The organism is Rhodococcus sp. BH5 (assembly GCF_027583855.1).
In the GTDB taxonomy this organism is placed as follows: Bacteria; Actinomycetota; Actinomycetes; order Mycobacteriales; family Mycobacteriaceae; genus Rhodococcus_F; species Rhodococcus_F qingshengii.
Map to the genome: position 1 here is coordinate 770973 of NZ_JAJHVW010000001.1, position 21833 is coordinate 792805.

General features: G+C 61.6%; 22 protein-coding genes. 8 read left to right on the plus strand and 14 right to left on the minus strand.

What is annotated here, in order from left to right; all coding sequences use genetic code 11:
• Positions 1-461 precede the first annotated feature (461 nt).
• The 3 genes from dprA to RhoBH5_RS03500 are packed head-to-tail and all read right to left on the minus strand — an operon-like array spanning position 462 to position 3450.
• A complete protein-coding gene (gene dprA, locus RhoBH5_RS03490; RefSeq protein ID WP_003942814.1) occupies positions 462-1589 on the minus strand; it encodes a DNA-processing protein DprA in 1128 nt (375 codons plus the stop codon).
• Positions 1586-3094 (minus strand): YifB family Mg chelatase-like AAA ATPase, encoded by a 1509-nt coding sequence (locus RhoBH5_RS03495; protein ID WP_007734866.1) that lies wholly within the window; start codon positions 3092-3094, stop codon positions 1586-1588. Before RhoBH5_RS03495 ends, dprA begins: the two co-directional genes overlap by 4 nt.
• Positions 3094-3450 (minus strand): YraN family protein, encoded by a 357-nt coding sequence (locus tag RhoBH5_RS03500; protein ID WP_039973464.1) that lies wholly within the window; start codon positions 3448-3450, stop codon positions 3094-3096. The genes RhoBH5_RS03495 and RhoBH5_RS03500 overlap by 1 nt, the downstream gene beginning before the upstream one ends.
• Before the next feature lie 262 nt (positions 3451-3712).
• Between RhoBH5_RS03500 and RhoBH5_RS03505 the strand changes: the two genes are divergently transcribed.
• Positions 3713-4447 carry a hypothetical protein gene (locus tag RhoBH5_RS03505; protein ID WP_007734864.1) on the plus strand — a complete coding sequence of 245 codons (735 nt, stop codon included), beginning with the start codon at positions 3713-3715 and terminating at the stop codon, positions 4445-4447.
• 114 nt (positions 4448-4561) lie between these two features.
• On the opposite strand, the gene RhoBH5_RS03510 is transcribed toward RhoBH5_RS03505, so the two are convergent.
• Positions 4562-5368 carry a helix-turn-helix transcriptional regulator gene (locus RhoBH5_RS03510; protein WP_007734863.1) on the minus strand — a complete coding sequence of 269 codons (807 nt, stop codon included), beginning with the start codon at positions 5366-5368 and terminating at the stop codon, positions 4562-4564.
• Positions 5369-5512: 144 nt separating this feature from the next.
• Here RhoBH5_RS03510 and RhoBH5_RS03515 point away from each other — a divergent pair, with 144 nt between their 5' ends.
• From RhoBH5_RS03515 to RhoBH5_RS03525, 3 genes are all read left to right on the plus strand, one after another.
• Positions 5513-6520: an iron-siderophore ABC transporter substrate-binding protein gene (locus RhoBH5_RS03515; RefSeq protein ID WP_231783294.1), complete on the plus strand. Its 1008-nt coding sequence runs from the start codon at positions 5513-5515 to the stop codon at positions 6518-6520.
• 81 nt (positions 6521-6601) lie between these two features.
• On the plus strand, positions 6602-6820 hold the full coding sequence (locus RhoBH5_RS03520; protein ID WP_003942716.1) for a hypothetical protein: 219 nt from the start codon (positions 6602-6604) through the stop codon (positions 6818-6820).
• Between the two features lie 97 nt (positions 6821-6917).
• Positions 6918-8099, plus strand: coding sequence for an RtcB family protein (locus RhoBH5_RS03525; RefSeq protein WP_050656825.1), 1182 nt, complete (start codon positions 6918-6920; stop codon positions 8097-8099).
• A gap of 84 nt (positions 8100-8183) precedes the next feature.
• Here the strand turns inward: RhoBH5_RS03525 and RhoBH5_RS03530 are convergent, their stop codons facing one another.
• The 6 genes from RhoBH5_RS03530 to RhoBH5_RS03555 all read right to left on the minus strand — a co-directional run bounded on the left by RhoBH5_RS03530 (position 8184) and on the right by RhoBH5_RS03555 (position 13879).
• Entirely contained in the window at positions 8184-8489 is a 306-nt protein-coding gene (locus RhoBH5_RS03530) for a DUF2469 domain-containing protein (protein WP_003942715.1), read from the minus strand.
• Between the two features lie 37 nt (positions 8490-8526).
• A complete protein-coding gene (locus RhoBH5_RS03535) occupies positions 8527-9207 on the minus strand; it encodes a ribonuclease HII (RefSeq protein WP_024487346.1) in 681 nt (226 codons plus the stop codon).
• 50 nt (positions 9208-9257) lie between these two features.
• Positions 9258-10061 carry a signal peptidase I gene (gene lepB, locus RhoBH5_RS03540; RefSeq protein WP_172403453.1) on the minus strand — a complete coding sequence of 268 codons (804 nt, stop codon included), beginning with the start codon at positions 10059-10061 and terminating at the stop codon, positions 9258-9260.
• Positions 10062-10116: 55 nt separating this feature from the next.
• A complete protein-coding gene (gene rplS / locus RhoBH5_RS03545) occupies positions 10117-10458 on the minus strand; it encodes a 50S ribosomal protein L19 (RefSeq protein WP_003942791.1) in 342 nt (113 codons plus the stop codon).
• Between the two features lie 89 nt (positions 10459-10547).
• The gene (locus RhoBH5_RS03550) at positions 10548-11435 is read right to left on the minus strand and encodes a hypothetical protein (protein ID WP_003942742.1); all 888 of its coding nucleotides are present in this window, start codon (positions 11433-11435) and stop codon (positions 10548-10550) included.
• Positions 11436-11539: 104 nt separating this feature from the next.
• Positions 11540-13879: a Tex family protein gene (locus RhoBH5_RS03555; RefSeq protein WP_270007954.1), complete on the minus strand. Its 2340-nt coding sequence runs from the start codon at positions 13877-13879 to the stop codon at positions 11540-11542.
• 75 nt (positions 13880-13954) lie between these two features.
• On the opposite strand from RhoBH5_RS03555, the gene RhoBH5_RS03560 reads away from it, so the two are divergent.
• Positions 13955-14941 (plus strand): serine hydrolase, encoded by a 987-nt coding sequence (locus tag RhoBH5_RS03560; RefSeq protein ID WP_007729299.1) that lies wholly within the window; start codon positions 13955-13957, stop codon positions 14939-14941.
• Positions 14942-14968: 27 nt separating this feature from the next.
• Here the strand turns inward: RhoBH5_RS03560 and rffA are convergent, their stop codons facing one another.
• Positions 14969-16111, minus strand: coding sequence for a dTDP-4-amino-4,6-dideoxygalactose transaminase (rffA, locus tag RhoBH5_RS03565; RefSeq protein WP_003942806.1), 1143 nt, complete (start codon positions 16109-16111; stop codon positions 14969-14971).
• Positions 16101-17087, minus strand: coding sequence for a glycosyltransferase (locus RhoBH5_RS03570; protein WP_003942691.1), 987 nt, complete (start codon positions 17085-17087; stop codon positions 16101-16103). Before RhoBH5_RS03570 ends, rffA begins: the two co-directional genes overlap by 11 nt.
• Before the next feature lie 172 nt (positions 17088-17259).
• Here RhoBH5_RS03570 and RhoBH5_RS03575 point away from each other — a divergent pair, with 172 nt between their 5' ends.
• Positions 17260-19458: a hypothetical protein gene (locus tag RhoBH5_RS03575; protein WP_064444658.1), complete on the plus strand. Its 2199-nt coding sequence runs from the start codon at positions 17260-17262 to the stop codon at positions 19456-19458.
• Positions 19455-19901, plus strand: coding sequence for a GtrA family protein (locus RhoBH5_RS03580; protein WP_007729301.1), 447 nt, complete (start codon positions 19455-19457; stop codon positions 19899-19901). Before RhoBH5_RS03575 ends, RhoBH5_RS03580 begins: the two co-directional genes overlap by 4 nt.
• 4 nt (positions 19902-19905) lie before the next feature.
• Here RhoBH5_RS03580 and RhoBH5_RS03585 read toward each other — a convergent pair whose 3' ends face one another.
• Entirely contained in the window at positions 19906-20484 is a 579-nt protein-coding gene (locus RhoBH5_RS03585) for a TetR/AcrR family transcriptional regulator (protein WP_003942695.1), read from the minus strand.
• A gap of 68 nt (positions 20485-20552) precedes the next feature.
• On the opposite strand from RhoBH5_RS03585, the gene RhoBH5_RS03590 reads away from it, so the two are divergent.
• A complete protein-coding gene (locus RhoBH5_RS03590; RefSeq protein ID WP_054187758.1) occupies positions 20553-21128 on the plus strand; it encodes a dihydrofolate reductase family protein in 576 nt (191 codons plus the stop codon).
• Here the strand turns inward: RhoBH5_RS03590 and trmD are convergent.
• Positions 21125-21829 (minus strand): tRNA (guanosine(37)-N1)-methyltransferase TrmD, encoded by a 705-nt coding sequence (gene trmD / locus RhoBH5_RS03595; protein WP_003942745.1) that lies wholly within the window; start codon positions 21827-21829, stop codon positions 21125-21127. The genes RhoBH5_RS03590 and trmD overlap by 4 nt on opposite strands.
• Positions 21830-21833: the final 4 nt, after the last annotated feature.

Below are 21833 nucleotides of genomic sequence, written 5' to 3' on the forward strand. Positions count from 1 at the left end.
TGCACTCCTCTTTCAATGATCGATTCAATTCTCCTTCACAATACACAGATAGAGCGTTGATGAACAAAAGAAGTTCGAAAGCCTTCACCGTTTCCGAACAGACTCAATGGTCCGAATTAGCAGCGGGTTAGCGGCATTGCCTCGACCGAACACGACCCTGAAAATTCTGCACATTCATCCCTCGGATGCCGGGTGTCAATCAATGCCCGCCGTCATCGTGATCCAGACTAATCGGACTTCCATGCACATTGACCTGAGGCTTTCCTGAGACCCGTCGAACTTGCAGGTCGGGTCGGCGAAACGCATCGAGAATTACGTTGCACACAGTCGAGCAAATTCGTGAAAAATAGCCCTGACGTGCCATTTCCGATGCGCTGCGGGTATTGACGATTCACGGTCTTCGCAAACGATTAGTGAGCATCGCCACGCATGGTCTGACGGGCGCAGAAGTAGTTCACGTACTACCGCGTCCGAAACCAACCACTGGAATCAGAACTTGCAAATCCCTCCAGTTCGAGCAGAGGAAGAGTGGCACGAACCTGAGCTATGAGCAATCCCGATTCCTCGGACAACTCACGCGTACTGCGAGACCCCGTTCCCGGCAATGCTTCGTATACCAATCGAGAATTGCCTCGCAATGCGTCGATGTCACGCGTCGCGGCCGCATCCTCCGCGGAATCCCCGACACCAAATGGGCCTGACGCTTCGACTACATCCACGGCATTGGACACGAGTTGCGCTTCACCTTCTCGGATCATCCGGTGGCATCCGGTCGACGATGCCGAGGTAACCGGTCCGGGCACCGCCATCACGGGACGGCCTAACTTCCGAGCCCAATTGGCGGTATTGCGTGCACCACTGCGCCAACCCGCCTCGACCACCACTACTCCGTCCGACAACGCAGCTACCAGTCGATTCCTTGCCAGAAACCGGAACTTTGCAGGTGTTGTGCCCGGCGGATATTCACTTATCACTGCACCCGAACTCGCTATCTGTTTGAGTAGTCGCGCATGCCCTGACGGATACGCTCGATCCACGCCACAGGCCAAGACAGCCAGTGTGTTTCCACCTACGCCCAATGCAGCGCGGTGCGCGGCCCCGTCGATACCGAAGGCCGCCCCGGAAATCACGGTCCATCCGTCGACAGCGAGGTCACCGGCAATCTCTGCCGTCACGTGTTCGCCGTACGCAGTCGATGCCCGCGTGCCCACAATTCCAACCGATCTCTCGGTCAGATCAACCAAATCCCCGGACCCCAACACCCACAACACAAATGGCGCCGTCTCACCCCCGGAGGGATCGAGTCCGTCAAAGGAAAGCATTCGCCACGCCGGCCAATCGGCGCAGTTCGGTGTTACGAGTCTGCCACCCATCGCCTCCATCAGGTCGAGGTCTCGTTGGGCTGTGTCGATGTGAGCGCGGGCTCGCGTCTTCTCCTCGATCGCGGGTGGCAGATCGCCGTTGCGAACCGCCCTCGCAGTTTCTTCGACCCCGAGCTCGCCGATCAACATGGACATATATGCGCTAGGGCCCTGCACGACGCGGGACAGATATGCCCAAGCGAGTAGTCGTGGATCGTGTGCAGTCATTGGAATCCCCTGTCTCGAAAGTCGAGTGCGGTGACAACTTGGTCTGGTCCGGGCATCGCTTCACCTGCCAGATCGGCGACACTCCAGGCAACCCGCAACGCTCGGTCCGCCCCACGAGCAGTGATGACACCTTTACGCAGCGCCCGTTCCACCGGCGCCAGCGCTGCACGCGAGAGTCTGAACTTCTGTCTCAACGCCGGCCCTGGTACCTCCGCGTTGGTCCGCCACCCGTACTCACTCCACCGCTGGGCTGCAGTGTCCCGAGCCGCCGCCACGCGCGCACGAACATCGCTGGTGCTTTCCCCCACTTCGTCGATCAGCGCTCCGGTTGCTACCGCCTGCATCCGGACCCTGATGTCGACTCGGTCCAACAACGGGCCAGACAATTTCCCCAGGTAACGGCGACGCGCCGCGGGTGCGCAGACGCAGTCCGCGTCTCGCGGCGGCGCGCATGGGCACGGATTCGCGGCCAGGATCAGCTGGAACCGCGCCGGGTACCGAGCAACTCCGTCCCGCCGGGCGATTCGCACTTCCCCGTCTTCGAGTGGTGTGCGTAGCGCTTCGAGCACCTTCACCCCGATCTCGGCACATTCGTCGAGAAACAGCACGCCGCGATGGGCGCGGCTGACCGCACCAGGACGAGCCATCCCACTACCACCACCCACCAGCGAACTGACCGACGAACTGTGATGCGGCGCAATGAAAGGCGGCATATCGATCAACGGCCGATCCTCCGGCAACACCCCCGCCACCGAATGAATCGCCGTCACCTCCAACGACTCCCCCTCCGTCAACGGCGGAAGAATCCCCGGAAGCCTCTGCGCCAACATCGTTTTCCCGATCCCCGGCGGACCCGTCAACATCAAATGATGCGCACCCGCCGCAGCAACCTCGATCGCCCACCGAGCATCCGTCTGCCCGACAACCTCACTCAAATCCCGCACCGCCACCACACCAGCACGCTCGAAAACATCAGGAACAGCAAGCGCCAACTCCCCACGCAACCACCCGATCACCGCGGACAGATCGTCAGCGCCCAGCACCTCGATCCCCTTCACCAAGCCCGCCTCAGCCAACGCCCGAGCCGGAACCACCACAGTCCCCCACCCCGCCCGCTTCGCCGCAAGCACCGCAGGCAACACACCACGCACCGTCCGCAAACGACCGTCGAGCGCCAACTCCCCCAAAAACACAGTCTCCCGCAACAACTTCCGCGGCAACTTCTTCGCCGCATCGAGAACTGACAACGACAAAGCCAAATCGTAAACACTGCCCACCTTCGGCAACGTCGCCGGCGACAACGCCAAAATCACCTTGCTGTCCGGCCACTCCTCACCAGAATTGGTCACCGCCGCTCGAATCCGATCACGCGACTCGTGCAACGCCGTATCAGGCAGCCCCACCAAATGCACCGCAGGCAACCCGCGCCCGATATCCGCCTCGATCTCCACTATCTGCCCGTCCACACCACTGACCGCAACAGAATGCGCCCGCCCCAACGCCATCAGAACGCATCCACAAAATGCTCGACCGAAGGCACGCCGTCCCGGCCGATCAACACCGCCACCACATCGAAACGGACCCTCGACCACGACCGGCCCGAATCAGTGAGCCAGTGCATCGCCAACACCCGAATCCGACGCTGCTTCGCGAACGTCACCGACTCCGCCGGACTCCCGTACCCGGCACCCGAGCGAGTCTTCACCTCCACGAACACAATTCGATCACCGGACGTCGCAACAACATCCAACTCGCCGTACCGACAACGCCAATTGCGTTCGACAATCTCCAAACCCGCATCAATCAGGAACTCGACAGCCACATCCTCGCCCCGAGCCCCCAACGCCATATTCCTCGCCATCGCAGCCCCCACCACTCACACCCCGCGCCCGCCCATACGAAACGCGTCCCAACCACCACCCTCAACCCACCACCACAAAACCAAGCCATCCGAAAACAACCTGTTCACAACTCGGAACCTGTGGAATTCGGCAGCGCGACACACCAACGGCGACCCGAAACCTGACAATTTTCTGAAACCAGCCACATCTTGGACGAAAGTCCAGTAGAACTAGTTACAGTTTTGCTCAAACCGTCACGCACCCCGCTGAATGGAGTTCTACATGGCCCGCCGCTCACTTCGCCACGCAGTAGCAACCACTACATCCCTCGTTCTCATCGCCGCCGGCGTCACTGTTGGACTTGGAGCCTCGGTGGCGCAAGCAGCACCGGCATGCGCGCTCAACCAGTCGGTCACCGACAGTTGGGCCGGTTCCCTCGGGACGCCGTACACCGTCAGCAAGGAGGTTGTCGGCGACGGCAAGGTCGCCCCGGGACAGACGGTCACCTACCTGACAAAGGTTTCCGGTTCGGGAGCACTCGTCAATCAGATCCGCGATTTCCACCCGGCAGGATTCCAGCTGGTCAAGGCTCGCCTGAACGTCAAATGGCTTATCGGCGACCAGAAGTGGGACGACGTCACCAAGACCGTCGTCGTCGGCAACAACTCCGTGGTGGCAAAGGGCGGCGGATGGACCACTGCTGGTGGCGGCATCATCGCATTGGAGACCACCTACAAGGTTCCCGATAACGCAGTTGTCGGCTCTCAGCTCGACAGCGGCGCCGGCACCAACATTGTGCTGGCGGCGGGCGACTGGAACATCAATCCGATGGGCGTGTGCGTCACCATCCGGCAGCCGAACCCCGTCGAGGCGGGCGCCGGAAGCCTAGAGGACATGGGCTTCGGCTCACTCAACTCCGGATCGGGCCAGGTATTCGGTTCCCTCACCGATCCGCAGGGGTCGATGACCAATGTCATCAGCGGTGTCCTGGGCAATGTGCTCGGCAACATGAGCTGACTCAGTTCGAATTAGAAATGGGCCGAGCCACCAGCACATGCTGGTAGCTCGGCCCATTTCTACGTTGCCGAACAAAGCTTTGCCGTCAACCGAGTTCAAGAAATCATCAGCAAATCACCGCGTCAGCTTTCCGCCGTACCGGGCCGGCGTCGTACCGAAGGTTTCCCGAAATGCGGCGATGAACCCGCTACTGGTTCGGTAACCCACCTGCGGGGCAACGTCGTTGACACCCTCACCCCGCGCGAGCATCTCGAGCGACGCATACATTCGGGCGCGAGTCCTCCACTGTCCGAAGGTAATCCCGGTATCGGCGACAAAGGCACGCATCAAAGTCTTGGAACTGACCCCGAGTTCACCCGCCCACTCCCCTAATGTTCGCGAGTCTGCCGGATCGGCAAGGATGCGGGCAGAAACCGAACTCGCCGCAGCATTGCGAGGAACCGCGAGGACGTCGTGCCGTTCGGGCGCGGCAGCAAGAATGTCGTAGAGCAACTCCTGACTCATCAACCGCCGAGCATCGTCGATGGTCCGATCTGCGAGATGGCGCAGCAATTGAGCGGACAGAGCATCGACTTCGAGAACCAGTGGCTGAGTCCACCTGGGCCCGCCAGGGCGTAGATCCGGACGCGCATAGGCCGCGATCATGCATCCCGCCGACAGAAGCGTCATGTCGTGGAGAACGGTGCCCGGCAACCAGACCAAGTGCTCGCTGTGCAGGTGCCACACGTTGCCCCCGGCAGCAATCTGCATCGTCCCTTCACTCATCCAGGCGATCTGATGCTCCGGGTGGCGGTGAGCCCCGTACGCGGTCACGCCCTCGACGACGTTGGTGTAGACCTGAAAATCTTTGAATGTCCGTCCGCGACTATCGGGCAGCGCTAGCAAGGACTTTGGGCGAGTCGAGTACTCGATAGTGGACATTTTGCGTCTTTCTGGGCGTATCCGAGTCCATCCTGAAGGATGGACCGACGATCCTGCAAAGGTTAGCCTCACTTTATTGCTGACGCGACCAGCTCAGCACTTCACGCGGACCTCAGATCACTTCGCCCACCACTTCGAAGGAGCATGCACGTGCCCTCACATAGCACCCGAATCCTCGCCGCCTTATTCACGACGGCCGCGATCATCGGGTTCTCGACCGCCTGTGGAACCTCGCAAGGCGTCGACACCGCATCAGCGACCCAGAGCAACGACGCATTCCCCGTGACGATCGAGCACGCACAGGGTTCGACGACAATCGATGCCGAACCGCAGCGGGTAGTGACACTCGGATACACCGATCACGAACCACTGCTCGCCTTGGGAGTCGAACCCGTAGGCATGGCCGAATGGTGGGGGTCCGGCATGGATGAAAGCTGGCCGTGGACGAAGAATTACTGGAAGGGGAAAACTCCGACCTACATCAACAGCGGCGGAGACTTCAACTTCGAGCAAATCGCCTCCCTCGCACCAGATCTGATCCTCGCGCTGTACGCCGACATCGACACGGAAACCTACAAGAAGCTGACCTCGATTGCGCCGACTGTCGCGCAGAGCAAGGACTACGACGCGTACACAACGCCGTGGACCGACATGACGCTCACCGCCGGGCGCGCCCTCGGCAAAGGACCACAAGCTCAGCAACTGATCACGGATACCGAAAACGCGTTTGCCGCCGCCCGCGCTGCACACCCGGAGTTCGCCGGGCAAACCGCAACGATCGTCAACCTCGACACTCCCGAGGGATACGTGTTCTCGTCGCACGACCCACGCGGCATTTTCCTCTCGTCACTCGGGTTCACCCTCCCTGCGACGGTCGACGCATTCGTCGGCGACCAGTTCGGCGACTGGCTGCCGAACGAGCGATACGACATCCTCGAACCCGTTGATCGTTTGATCGTGATGGCCGATCCGGAGGGAGAGAAGGCCCTCCCCGGCAACACTCTCTACCAGCGGCTACCCGCTGTGAAGAACGGAAATGCGATAGTCGTGCGGTACACCGCAGATCCACCCGTCGGCGCGGCGATGTCCGGCAATACCGTCCTGAGCATTCCGTATGCCATCGACCAACTGACAGCCACGTTGTCGAAGTAAACAACAGGGCAGGTATCGAAAATATGTTCGAAGAGTGTTAGCCTCGGGGTCAGGAAGCACTCACGGACATCGAGGATCACCATGGACGAGGTACCGGACACCGCGTTAGATCTGGCTCGACTGGTCGACGAGCTGACGGTTCTCGACCAGCGACGCGTCGACATCGGCGAGAGTTTGGTTCATCTCGAGTACCTCTACTCCCAGATGGGCGCACGGCAACAAGCAGATGCTGCCCGAAAAGCCTTCCAGGAGAAGTACGTCGGACGAATCTACGAACTCGCAGACGGCCTGCGAACCTGAAAAGGGGTTGCACACAACCACTGACCGAGCGCATGGTCATTCCTGCACGACACACCGGACCGATCGGTTCGGCTGTGAACTATGTGGGAGAAATCTGATGGAGAAGATCACCAAGAGGTTGTGGAACTGGGCATCGATACTCGACGAGAACACTCGCGAGCAAGCGCTGCGTACGTCCCAGATGCCTTTTGTCCGTCCACATCTGGCGCTTATGCCGGATGCGCACCTCGGTGCGGGAGCGACGGTGGGTTCGGTCATTCCGACGGAAGGCGCAATCATGCCCGCCGCCGTCGGAGTCGATATCGGCTGCGGAATGATCGCGGTCAAAACCCAGTTCAACGCACGCGACCTTCAAGGCCGCGACCTGAGCGTACTTCGCCACAGCATCGAACGCTCCGTTCCGCTCTCGGCAGGTGTCTACAACAAGACGCTGAGCGACACGGCGAAAATCCGCATCGCAGAACTCGAGGCAATGGCGGGCGATCGCCTGGCCTTCTACGACAAGTTCAAGAACAACTGGAGGTTTCAGCTCGGAACGCTGGGCTCTGGTAACCACTTCATCGAGGTGACACTCGATGAAAGCGACGGCGTCTGGCTGTTCCTGCACTCGGGAAGCCGCGGTATCGGAAACAAGCTCGCGCAGCATCACATCAAGATCGCCAAGGACTTGTGCGAGCGGTGGTACATCAACCTTCCCGATCCGGATCTTGCCTACCTGGTCGAGAAGACACCCGAATTCGACTCGTACATCACCGATCTCAACTGGGCTCAGCACTTCGCTCTGCTCAACCGCGAAGAGATGATGGACCGCGTCGTGAAGGACTTCGCGCATTTCATGGGAGACGGCAAGCCCGCGATCATCGACGAAGTCGAGCGGATCAACTGCCACCACAACTTCACCCAGAAGGAGTTCCACATGGGCAGGGGTGTGTGGCTGAGCCGTAAGGGTGCGATCAAGGCAGACGAGGGCACGCCCGGGCTCATCCCCGGTTCGATGGGGACGGCGAGTTACGTCGTCGTCGGAAAGGGAAACGTACCGTCGTTCAAGTCCAGCCCCCACGGCGCGGGTCGGGTGTACGGACGTAACCAGGCACGCAAGACCTTCACCATCGAAGATCTCGACAAGGCAATGGTCGGAATCGAATACAAGCGTTCCGCGGCGTTCCTCGACGAGATCCCGGGTGCGTACAAGGACATCGACGTCGTGATGGACGACGCGAAGGACTTGGTCGAGATTCGACACACGCTGCGTCAGATCGTGAATGTCAAGGGCAACTGACCCCGCACAACTCCGCGAAATACGAAGTGCCCCGCCGATATCGGCGGGGCACTTCGTTGTCGAGATCAGTCCGGCAAGCGCAGATCAGTCAGGAAGGCGCAGATCCGGCTTGTCCAGCTCTTCGATGTTGACGTCCTTGAAGGTCACGACGCGTACGTATTTCACGAATCGCGCCGGGCGGTACATGTCCCACACCCAGGCGTCGGACATCCGCAGCTCGAAGTAGATCTCCCCGTCTGAATTGTGGGGCAGCAACTCGACCGTGTTGGCCAGGTAGAAACGTCGTTCGGTCTCCACGACGTAGGAGAACTGTCCGACGATGTCCCGGTATTCACGGTAGAGCGACAGCTCCATCTCGGTTTCGTACTTCTCGAGATCCTCGGCACTCATCGGTTTAGCCAGTCCTCCCAGTTCGTCTGAACGTCCATCATCCCGTACGGCCCGCGCGTTGTTCCAACCGGACTCCCGCAGCCACCACGTTGGCATAGGTCATGCGGTGCTCAGGGCACGGCCCCAGCTCGTCGAGTGCGTCCATGTGCAGTGGCGTGCTGTATCCCTTGTGAATCGCGAAGCCGTATCCCGGATGAGTGTCGTCCATCTCGGTCATCACACGATCTCGGGTCACCTTCGCGAGAACGCTCGCCGCGGCGATGCATGCAGCGGCGCCGTCACCGCCGATGACCGGTAGCGACGGAGCCGTCAGACCCGGAACCCGGAATCCGTCGGTGAGAACGTAGCCCGGTTCGAGGTCGAGGCCCGCAACTGCTCGTCGCATCCCCTCGATGTTGGCGACGTGGATGCCGATCTGATCGACTTCCGCAGCGGGAACAGAGATGACACTCCACGCCAAAGCCAAGCGCTTGATCGCCGGGAAAAGCTCCTCGCGCGCACGTTCGGTCAGCTTCTTCGAATCGTCGAGCCGCGCGAGGGCTGCTTGCGGTTTCGGCGCCAGGACACACGCTGCAATGACAAGTGGACCAGCGCACGCTCCGCGCCCGGCCTCGTCGACGCCGGCCACCGGACCGAGTCCGGTTCGCGCCAACGCAGACTCCATCGTCCGCAGACCTGCCGATCTGCGAATGACAACGCGAGGGGGCCAACTACTCACTGTCTCTGCCTACTCGGAACTACGCGAATCCATGTGTGCGGTCCGACAACTCAGTTGCCCTGAATATCAGGCGCATCGATGCCGCCCATTCGCGACGGGGGAAGAACGATGAAACGAGCTTGACCGATGATGTTGTCGATCGGGACGGTTCCCTGGAACTCGTCGTCGACGTGGTAGCGCGAGTCGGCGGAATTGCTGCGGTTGTCACCCATGACCCACACGTGGCCCTCGGGAACGGTGATCGGTCCGAAGCAGCGGCCCGACTTCAATTCGGTGTCACACGTTTGCGTTCCCGGAGTGAACGGGAAATCCATCTTGATGTACGGCTCGTCGAGCGGCTTGCCGTCGACCAGGACTCGGCCCTGCTCGTCGCAGCATTCGACGGTCTGGCCGCCGGTAGCGATCACTCGCTTGACCAAGTCGTTCTCGTCCGGCGGAACGAGGCCGACCCACGAACCGACCTCTTGAATGCCGCGGACGACAACGTTGTCGGACCGATTGGACACATATTTCGTGTTCCACGAATCGGGTCCCTTGAAGACGACGACGTCGCCGGGTTCCGGATCGCCGAAGCGGTATCCGATCTTCTCCACCACGATGCGGTCACCGGTACATCCCGCACAGCCGTGCAGTGTCGGTTCCATCGACTCGGATGGGATGAGAAAAACTCTGAAGACAAATGCCTGAAGGACGATGCTGAGTACCAGCGCTACGCCGATCAGAACAGGGAGTTCTCGCAGAAACGATCGCTGTTTCTTCTGCGGCCGATGTGAGGTCGGTTCCGCGGAACCGCTTGATCCCTCGTGATTCTCGGGTCCGGACGACAATGCCTGCTCCTTCGAAGAATCTGCCACAGAAACCAGATTAGCCCGACACCGCGCGTACGCGGTGCCGGGCTCATCGGAAAGATCAGCGCTTTTCCTTGATCTTCGCCTTCTTGCCACGAAGCTCACGGAGGTAGTACAGCTTGGCGCGACGGACGTCACCGCGGGTCAGAACCTCGATGGAGGCCAGCGTGGGGCTGTGAACCGGGAAGGTGCGCTCGACGCCGACGCCGAAGGAGACCTTACGGACGGTGAAGGTCTCGCGAACGCCGCCGCCCTGGCGACGAATAACGACGCCCTTGAAGACCTGCACGCGCTCCTTGGAGCCTTCGATAACCTTGACGTTCACGTTGAGCGTGTCGCCGGGACGGAACTCGGGGATGTCGTCGCGGAGCGACTTTTTGTCCAGGAAGTCCAGGGTGTTCATATGTCATCCTTGTATTTCGCAGGAGCAGAGGAACCGAGCGGCACGCGTTTCGGTCTCCCGAAACGGCGCTCGTCTGGTTCGTGCCCAGATCAAGTGCTGCTGCCTGGTCCAGGCAACCCGTCCATTGTGCCAGACGCGGATACCAGCGGGGAAATCGGTGGCGGCGGAGCTGCGTGGATGGTGTGGTCCAGTTCCTGCTCGGCCGCGGTCATCGCATGTTCGACGCTCGGCGATCCGGCTATCAGATCCTGGACGTAGATCTTGGCCCGGATGACGGGCCGACGCCATTTCCGTTCGCGTTCGAGCGCGCGGTTCATCCGTTTCGGCTTGCGCGTGTACCGCCAGCGAGCCCACGGTGCACCCGGCCGGCTCAGGCGGACCGCTCCGATTACCAGCAACGGGAAAACGAACAGACCGACGAGCCCCGTCCAGATCTTCCCCTTGAGAATCACGATGGCTGCCAAGGCGAAGTTGATCAACGCGACGAAAACGAAGACCAACTTGATCCACGGATCGCGTTCTTCACGGAATCCGGCGACGTCGAGAAGTTCGAGCGGGCGGAAACCCAGCAGCACCAGGCCGGTCACGGCGATCGCGACGAAGACCGCATCCACCGAGGTCCGACCTTGTTCGGACCAGTACACATCCTTCAGATAGAAGATCAGTGCGAACTCGTCGAGCACCAACGCAGCACCCATACCGAAGATCGCCGCCAGGACGGCACCGGTGGTCTGCGAACCATCGACGTAGACCGCGATCAACGCACCACCGGAGATCATCATGGCGATCACACCGAACACGACGTGATGCACATGCTGGCCTCCGGGCGCGATGTTGCCCGGCCACCATTTCACTTGCGCGCGAATCATCCGGACGCTGAGGCGGATGAAAAGGAAGGCGGACAGGAACCCGAGCAGGAAGAACAGCAACGGCAATCGGCCATGGGCGATGATCTCGCGCTCGAGCCACTCCCGCATCACTGTCCTCCCTTCACCGAATTCATGATCCGACCCTGATCGGATTCATACCGCCAACCGACTCGATTGTGACGATACGGACTTCGAAAACCCGGCGGACGGATTTACTTGCCGAAGCCCGCCTTGCGCAGAGCGTCGGCCATCGACCCGGCAGCAGGCGCGCGGTTGTCCGGTCGCTGCTCGCGTCCGCCCTGGCGTCCGCCATTTCCTCGTTGCTGACCCTGCCCCTGACGCTGGCCCTGCGGCTGGCCCTGCCGCTGAGGTTGCCCACCTCGCTGGCCTTCGGACTTGCGGGGCGCTCCCACCTCGTCGTCGAGACGAAGCGTCAGCCCGATGCGTTGGCGTGCCTCGTCCACTTCGAGGACCTTCACCTTGACGACGTCACCTGACTTGACGACCTCGCGTGGGTCCTTGACGAAGTTGTGCGACATCGCCGAGACGTGAACCAGACCGTCCTGATGAACTCCGATGTCGACGAAGGCACCGAAGGCTGCGACGTTGGTGACCACGCCTTCGAGGGTCATGCCGGGCTTGAGATGCGCGACCTTCTCGATACCTGCGGCAAAAGTCGCGGTCTTGAATTCGGGTCGTGGATCTCGTCCCGGCTTCTCCAACTCGGAGATGATGTCGGTGACGGTCGGTAGACCAAATCGCTCGTCGACGTAGTCGGACGCCTTGACCGATCGAAGTGCCTGCGAGTTTCCGATCACGGTGCGCACGTCCCCGCCTGCACTCGCGACGATCTTGCGAACCACCGGATATGCCTCCGGGTGGACGCTCGACGCGTCGAGAGGGTCGTCGCCGTCGGTGATCCGCAGGAAGCCTGCGCACTGCTCGAATGCCTTGGGTCCCAGTCGGGAGACATCCTTGAGACCCTTGCGGGATTTGAACGGACCGTTCTGGTCCCGATGCGCGACGATGCTCTCTGCAAGGGATCCTGCAATTCCGGACACCCGAGCAAGCAGCGGCACGGACGCGGTGTTGACGTCGACGCCGACCGAGTTGACGGCATCCTCGACGACGGCGTCGAGGGAACGCGAGAGCAGCGATTCGGTGATGTCGTGCTGGTACTGACCGACGCCGATGGACTTGGGATCGATCTTGACCAACTCCGCCAACGGATCCTGCAAGCGACGCGCAATGGACACCGCACCGCGAATCGAGACGTCGAGGTCGGGAAGTTCCTGCGACGCGTAGGCCGAAGCCGAGTACACCGATGCGCCTGCCTCGGAGACGACGATCTTGGTCAGGTTGGGCGCGCCGGTCTTCTTGATCAGTTCGGTAGCGAGCGTGTCGGTCTCGCGTGAGGCCGTGCCGTTGCCGATGGCGATCAGTTCGACGCCGTGTTCGGCGACCAGTCCGGCAAGCGTCGCGAGAGCCGCGTCCCACTTGTTCTGCGGCTGGTGCGGGTAAATCGTCTCGTAGGCAACAACTTTGCCGGTTCCGTCGACGAGGGCAACCTTCGTTCCGGTGCGGAATCCGGGGTCGAGTCCCATGGTGGGTCGGGCGCCGGCGGGAGCTGCGAGGAGTAGATCCTTGAGGTTGGTGGCGAAGACGTCGACGGCGTCCTTTTCGGCCGACTGCCGCAGACGCATCCGAGTGTCGATACCGAGCGTGACGGCGAACTTCGTCTTCCACGCCCACTTGACGGTGTCGAGAAGCCACCCGTCGGCGGCCCGACCACGGTCGGCGATCTCGAACCGCGACGCGATGCGGCCTTCGTAGACCGTGCGCTCCCCCGGCGCGAGTTCTTCGGTGTCTGCCGCCATGTTGAGCGACAGCACTTCTTCCTTCTCGCCGCGCAGGACGGCGAGGATGCGGTGCGAGGGCAATTTGGAGAACGGTTCCGAGAACTCGAAGTAGTCAGCAAACTTCGAGCCATCGGTTTCCTTGCCCTTGCGGACCGAGGAGACGACCTGGCCGCGATTCCACATCAGCTCACGCAATTCACCGACCAGATCGGCGTCCTCGGCGAAGCGCTCGACGAGGATCGACCGGGCACCGTCGAGTTGCTCGTCCGAATACTGCGCGGGATCGGTGGTGGGATCTCCGATGAGAGCATCGGCGACGGGCTCGTGGCCGGCCTCGCGGGCGATCTGCGCCTTGGTGCGCCGCTTCGGCTTGAAGGGGAGGTAGATGTCCTCCAGCCGCGCTTTCGTCTCGGCCAGCATGATCTGACCGCGCAGTTGATCGTCGAGTTTGCCCTGAGAGTCGATCTCCGTGAGCACGGCGTCACGACGGTCGTCGAGCTCGCGGAGATACCGCAGCCGCTCGTCCAGGAGTCGCAGCTGGGCGTCGTCGAGCGTGCCGGTGACTTCCTTGCGGTACCGGGCGATGAAGGGCACCGTGGCTCCGCCGTCGAGAAGGTCGACTGCTGCTGCAACCTGGCCTTCGCGGACGTCGAGTTCCTCGGCAATGCGCTGGTTCACGGTCTTGAGAATCACGAGATCCGACCCTACCGCTATCCTGAGACAAGAAGATCGGCAACAGTGCCGTGTCAGGGCTACCGGGGGAAACAAATGAGTACGCGGTACGTCCGGATTGCCGCAATGGTGGCCGCAGTTACTTTTGCGGCTTCGTGCAGCGGTGGGCAGAACCCGGATGATCCGATGCAGACCCCCGCCTTTCCCGACACCAATGTTCCGGTAGCCGAGACCCTCGACGGCCGTCTGGGACAGGCTCAGGTGGCTGCGCTCGGGCGTGGTGCGGACGTCTCCATCGCCATCCTCGACCGCTCCTCGGACAAGTACCTCGACGTCGCCGGTGACCAGCAGATCGAAACAGCCTCGGTGGCAAAACTTTTCATCGCCGAGGATCTACTTCATCAGGATGCGCGCGGTGAGCGACCCATCACGGACGACGATCGCACCCTCATGGCGGCGATGCTCGAATCCTCCGACGACACCGCAGCCAACCTCCTGTGGGACGAGGTCGGCGGCCAAGAGGTGATCACCCGCGTCGCCGAGCGTTACGCACTGACCGCGACGACGCCGCCCTGGGACGGAATGTGGTGGAACACCGAGACCACGACACGTGACCTGGTCACCTTCTACAGCGGTGTCCTCGACGACTCCGATCAACTCGGACCTGAACGGGTCGAGCAGTTCGTCGAGTACCTGCGGCAATCCACTCCCGAAGGAACCGACGGTTACGACCAGAGATTCGGCCTGCCCGAGGCCTTGTTCGGCGAGCCCGTCATAGGAGTCAAACAGGGCTGGATGTGCTGTGTCGAGGACAAGTGGATCCATCTGTCCACCGGCATCGTCGGTGACGACAACCGATACATCATCGCGATCGGTTCGCGAGAAGACGTCCAGTACACGGACGAGGACAGCTTCTATCCCGACACCTCGTTCACCGATGCCGTCGACGACGAAAGTGCATTGCACGCTCGCGACACGGTCACCGGCGTCACGCAGATTCTCTTCCCGAGCGGAAGCATCGACGACTGGGCAGCGGCATCCACGACCGCGGATTCGGCGATGCCCGAAGCTTCCGGGCCCTGATTCGATCCAACGCGGTCGTGTTCGTCCTCAAGCCTGCTTGTACTCGAGCACCGAACCGATGACACGGTCCTGTTGTTCGAACGTGAGCATGGGCCACAGCGGCAGTCGAAGGATCGACGCGGAGAACTCGGCACTACGCACGCACGGCTGCGGTGTTCGTCCGTAGCGCACACCGGCCGCACTCGTATCGAGCGGAACGTAGTGGAACGGCGCCACGATTCCGTCACCGGCAAGGTGCCGAATCAAGCCGTCACGGCTCTCTTCGGTCGGCATCTTGAGATAGAACAGGTGCGCAGTGTGCTCGCGATCATCGGGCACCGCCATGGGCACGACACCGTTCGCGGCCGCCCACTCGCCCAGACTCACGCTGTAGGCATCCCAGACGCGATGCCTGGCCGCCTGAATCGCGTCGAACTCGGAGAGTTGTGCGTCGAGGACGGCGGCATTGAGTTCACTGGGCAGATAACTCGACCCGATGTCCTGCCACGAATACTTGTCGACCTGCCCGCGCAGGAAACGCGCACGGTCGGTCCCCTTCTCACGGATGATTTCGGCGCGAGTCATCAACTGATCGTCGGAGAGCAACAGCGCGCCGCCCTCACCGCAGTGAACGTTCTTGGTGTCGTGAAAACTCTGCGTTCCGATAGTTCCGATGGTGCCGAGCGAGCGCCCGCGCCACTTTCCGCCGAGTCCGTGAGCGTTGTCTTCGATCAACGCAACGCCGTGGAGTTCCGCGAGGTCGAGGAGAGGTTCCATGTCCGCGGCGACTCCGCCGTAATGCATGACCAGTACAGCTTTGGTGCGTTCGGTGATCGCCGCCGCGACGCACGCAGGGTCGATGTTGCCGGTACTCGGATCGATGTCGACGAAAACAACAGTGGCCCCGCGCAACGCGACGGCGGTCGCCGCCGAACTGAACGCGAAGCTCGGAACTATTACCTCGTCGCCCGGGCCCAATTCGAGCAGCAGCGCACCCAATTCGAGTGCATGCGTGCACGAGGTGGTCAGCAGAGCATGCGTGGATCCGGTGATCGCCTTGAGCGCTGCAGTCGCGGACTTGGTGAAACGTCCGTCACCGTGAATGTGGTCGGACTCCAGAACCGTTGCCAGATTCGACAATTCGTTCGATGCCCGATAGGGGCGGGAGAAGATGATGCGATCAGTGCTCACGACTACGCCGATCGATCGAGGTTCCGGGCCGCGGGGAGTCGACAGTCAGATACAGCGGCTTTCCGACAAGGACGTGCAGTGCCACACCGAGATATTCGGCAATGAGCCCGAGCGAGAACAGAATCGCACCCGAACAGACCAGCAGCGCCATGATGATCGACGCCCATCCTTCGGGATCATTGTTGTCGCCGGTCATGGCCCCGATGAAGATCACCGCGGCCATGATCACGCCGGCCGACGCCAGGGTGACTCCGAGCAGGCTGACCAGCCGCAGACCGCGTGTTCCGCTACACAACACCATCTTCCAGAACAACGAGAACAAACGGCGGTAGTTGTACCCGGATTCTTCGCGGCCTTCGGCTCGAAGTGTCACCGGCGCCGTGGCCGTGTTACCGACAACCCACGTCAGCGCAACGTCCAGATACACGCCGTTGGCCGCGACGCCGGCCAACTGTCGGCCGATGTCACCGCGGATCAGGCGGTAACTTTCGAATCTCGTCGAATCAGGGAACGCGAATACCGTCGCCAAGACGATCTTTGCGCCGCGCGAGGTCAGGTTCCGCAAGAATCCGTGCGGGCGTGTGTTCGTGGGTTTGGAATACACGAGATCGGATCGCTCCGTCAGCGCGGTGTCGAGGAAAGCCCCGATGTGCACCGGGTCGTGCTGGCCGTCCTCGTCCATCGTCACGATCCACTGTCCAGTTGCAGCGGCCATGCCAGCGATGGTCGCCGCGTCCTGGCCGTAGTTGCGGCTGAGCCACACGACACGCACCTGCTCGAAACGGCGCTCCAATTCGAGTAACACGACGTCGGAGCGGTCCGGGCCGTTGTCGTGAACCAGCACGATCTCGTCGACGGAGAACTGCGCACCACCGGGCGTCGCACTCGGTGTGCCCAGGCCGTCCAACTCCTCGACGAGCGCCGTGATCGTCTTTTCGCCCTGATAAACGGGCACTACGACGGAAATCGAGTGCACTCGCTTCCACTCCCTTCAGGGGGCTCGACTGGCGCCGAGAGACAGGCACGATCGGGCCCACACCGTCGCGAACTTTAACACGCAGAGATGTCTTGACTTCGGATGCCGGCGGCGCGTGACGCGCTCGCGTCTCCGTACGCCCCACCTGCCCTGTTAAGGTCTGGAACTCGTGGTGGAAACTCGCACTCTCGCCCGGGCAGACGTGTACAAGTGGGGCGCCGTCACGGCGATCGGTGTCATCGCCGGTTATCTGGCCGTGGTGCTCGCGAATGCTCGTCACTTCTACACCGACGACACCGAGTCCCAATACGCGCCGCTGTGGGTCATGCTCGGCCGCAGTCTGCGAGAAGGACACCTCCCGGTGCTCGTCCCCGAGAACTGGATGGCGGGCAACTACGCGATCGAGGAAGCAGGCCTTCTCAATCCACCGCAACTCCTGATCGACCTGATCGCACCGTCCTTCGACAACCTGGCGTTGTACGCGACGATCGTGAAGTTGATCTTCGCGATCATCCTTGCACTCGGCGTCTATCGGATCTGCCTCGAGTACGGCTCGAAGCCCACGTGGGCTGCCGTCGCCGGCGTCTCGATTCCGTTCACCGGTTTCCTGCTGTTCTTCGACTCGGCCAGTTGGATGACTGCCTTCACCGGCACTGCCTGGATGGTTCAGGCGTGGGCGTCGGCAATCCGCTACGCCCGAGGTAAGAGCGGTCCGATCCCGACCTTCGTGTTCTTGTATCTCGCGATGTCGGTCCAATATGTTTTCCCCGCAGTCGAATCCGGCTTGATGATCGGCGCGGTCGCAATCGGCGAAGTTGTCTATCAGCGGCGTTGGCTGCCGTCACTGCGGCTTCTGGCGGTGTCCGCGTGTGCCGCTCTGGCCGGTCTCGCGACGTATCTGCCGAGCCTGCTCACCGCGGACGTCACCTGGCGCGGTGCATCCGAAGTCAAGAACGATGCATTCCTCGCCGTCCCGTGGTCGGAATCGCTGAACGCGAGCCTGCCGAGCACGATGCCCGCGTTCACCTCGTGGTGGGGATACATCCAGACCATGCCCATGGTCTACATCGCCTGGTTCCTCATACCCGCCCTGGCATTCATCGACTGGGGCAAGGCACGCGCCGCGGCACGCGAATTGACCGCCGTCGGGATCTTCACGGTCGCCGTCCTCATGTGGACTGCCGGGCCGAGCACGATCGGCCCACTGCGGTGGCCCGCGCGCGTACTTCCGATGGTGGCCATCGGACTCCTGCTTCTGGTGTGCATCCTGCTCGGGCGTTACGCCACGACCGACAAGTTGCGCGGGCGCTGCGTTGCAGCGGGAATCCTCGTGGGCCTGCTTCTGATTCGGTCAGCCTCGGCAGCTCCCGGGCTCGCGAAATGGCATGTGATCTCGGCCCTGCTCGTTGCCGCACTCGGCGCCGCGATGGTCTGGCTCGGCCGTACCAAGGGCACTGCTTTCGCATGCCTCGTAGCGATCGTCGCGGTCTCCCCCATCGCGTACGCCCAGGTTCGGGCCGCGCAACCAACCCCGATGAGCTGGAACCTGCCCGAATCCCGCTCGGAGATGAAAGACGCCTTCCCCGACTTCGAAGGCACGACACTGCAACTGGGCGACCGTGCGCTCATCGCCCCCGGGGACAAGACCCTCGACGGAGCGTACGGTTCCCTGGCTTTCGGCAACTACCCCAAAGACCTCGAACTGACCTACACCAGCGGCTACACCCCCAACGGGCACTTCTACTTCGGTGATCTGCTCTGCATGCGCTGGGACATGAGTGTCTGCCCCGACGCCTTCCGACGCGCATTCACCGTCGAACCCACCACCGGCCGCACCATCGTCGACCTGATGAACGTGGACCGCGTCGTACTTCAGAACGCTCTCTACCCCGATGCACGCAAGAACCCGGCTCCCGACGGATGGAAATGGGTCGACTACCCCGGACACGAGAACTACATCTCGGTACTCGAACGCGTCGACGGCCCCGTCTCGACACGCAACGGACGCATCGCCGACGCCCACGGCGTCGAGGCTACGTCGATCGCGGAATCGAACATGTCGAGCACCCTTCGTGTCAGTTCGGAGACCGGCGGCAAGGTTGTGTTCGCACGGCTCGGCTGGCCCGGATATCGGGCGAGCATCGACGGTCAGCCTGTCCCGATCGACGTCGTCGCGAAGTCCTTTGTCACCGTGGACGTTCCAGCCGGTACGAAAGACGCGGAACTTGTCCTGACGTGGCGTCCCCCGGGATGGAAGGTCGGCGGCGCTTCGATGGTCGCCGGAGTCCTCGGACTCGGCGTGCTCGAGTGGATGTATCTGCGGAACCGACGCAAGGACGGGATCAACACCGTGAAAACCGAGTCTTCATGACCGAAGACATCGCATCACCCGAGAACCCCGGCCCACTGCTTCGGGTGGTCAAGCATCAGCCCATCGCATTTGCCATTGTCGGAGTGGCTAATACGGCGATCGGATACGCGCTCTTCGTGGTCTGGTCACTGATCCTCGACAACAAGGATCTGTATCAAGTGGCTGTGATCGGCGCGTACTCCATCAGCGTCCTCATCGCTTTCGTTCTGCATCGGACTCTCGTTTTCCGCGTCCGCGGACATGTGGCACGCGACCTGGGAGCGTTCATCGTCGTCAATTCCGGTGGCCTGGTGCTGAATCTGATACTCGGAACAATCGCGGTGTCGATTCTGCATGCCCCGCCGCTTCCCGCCCAGGCGGTTGTCATGTTGATCGTTGCCGGTGTGAGCTTCTTCGGTCATCGATACTTCTCGTTCCGCCGCAAACCTGCCGAACGGCACTGACCTTCTACGATTCGCGGGGTAGCGCTCGATCCACTGCCGCCTCGACGATCGTCCGAATATCTTCCTCTCCGAACAGGTTCGGCAATGTGAGTCGATCCAGTGCGAGCCAGTTCAGCGACAAATAGAGCAGGCGAACGGTCATCGCATCACCCGGCACGCCCGACGCCAGATGATTGGCTACGTTCAGATCGAAGTCTTCTCGGATGCGGACGGTCAGTACCGCACGCAGGTCCGGTCGACGCGTCGCCTCCAGTCGCAACTCCATGAGCGCGAGGAAACCCGTTCCGAACGAGGTGACGCGCTCGACCACGTCGAGCATGAGCGTCACCAGGCGCTCACGATCGGTGCCGTTGACGGGATCGATCATCCCTTCGAGGTCCTCCGGAATCAGTCGCTCGTAGATCCGGCCACCCGCTTGAGTGAGCAGGTCGTCGCGATTGGAGAAGTAGTTCGACGCTGTCCCGTTCGGCACTGCTGCCTGGGCGTCAACGGCTCGAAACGTCAAGCCTCGAGCACCCTCTCGGGCCAACACCTCGATTGCCGCGTCGATCAGGGCAAGCCGGCGTTCCGGGTTCTTTCGCACTTGACATCACTCCTGACACGACCCTAAGTTAAACCACTACAAACATAGTACTACGAACGGAGCGTTATATGCGAAAGCTTGTGTACTACGTGGGAGCTTCCCTCGACGGATACATCGCGGGGCCTGGTGGCGAATTCGATTTCCTCCCGGTCTCCGAACAGATCACGGCCTGGATATGCGATCGATATCCTGAAACCGTGCCAACGCATGTGCGGCCCGCTCTCGGAATCGAGGACGCGCCCAACAAGACCTTCGACACGGTCGTCATGGGCCGCGGCTCCTACGAGCCCGGGCTGGCCGCCGGAGTGAAAAGCCCCTTCGCGCACCTGCGTCAGTTCGTCGTCTCCACAACCATCCCTGACGCCGAGGATCCCCCCGTCACCATCGTTCGCGCCCATCCGCTTGGGGTAGTCAGATCTCTCAAAGAGGAAGAAGGACAAGATATCTGGCTGTGTGGCGGCGGAACTCTCGCCGGCGAACTACTACCGGAGATCGACGAGTTGATCATCAAGAGGTATCCGGTAGTCGCCGGCGCAGGCATACCGATGATCAGAGGTAACTTCGAGCCGACACCGTTCACACCGACTGCAACCGAATCGCTCGACGACGGCGCAAGCATCACCTGGTTGAAGCGAAATACCTAAGGAAGAAGATCCGGTCGACGCTCGGCCGTGCGCTGCAGCGACTGCTCATGGCGCCACGCTTTGATCTTCGCGTGATCACCGGAGAGAAGCACCGGCGGAACTTCGAGGTCGCGCCACACAGCCGGGCGAGTGTAGCTAGGCCCTTCGAGAAGGCCGTCGGAAAACGAATCCTCTTGGTGTGAAAGCTGATTGCCGAGAACGCCGGGCATCAGTCGCACGACAGCCTCGACCATCACCAGCACCGCTGCTTCGCCGCCGATCAGGACGTAATCGCCGATGCTGACTTCTTCGACTCTGACCCGCTTGGCGGCGTCGTCGAAAACCCGTTGATCGATACCTTCGTATCGGCCGCAGGCAAACACAAGGTGCTTGGCGTTGGACCAGCGGTGCGCGGTCTCCTGGGTGAACGGAACGCCGGCGGGAGTGGGCACCACCAGAATGGTCTCGGCATCATCGGGGCCGGAAGAATCGGAGCGCCCGATCACGTCGTCCAGTGCCGGGCCCCAGACGGTGGGTTTCATGACCATGCCGGGTCCGCCGCCATACGGGGAATCGTCGACGGCTTTGTGCACGTCATGGGTCCACGACCGAAGATCGTGGACGTCGACCGAGATCAAGCCACGTTCGATTGCCTTGCCCAGCAAGGCAGCACGAAGCGGTTCGAGATACTCGGGAAAGATGGTGACGACGTCGAGACGCATAACA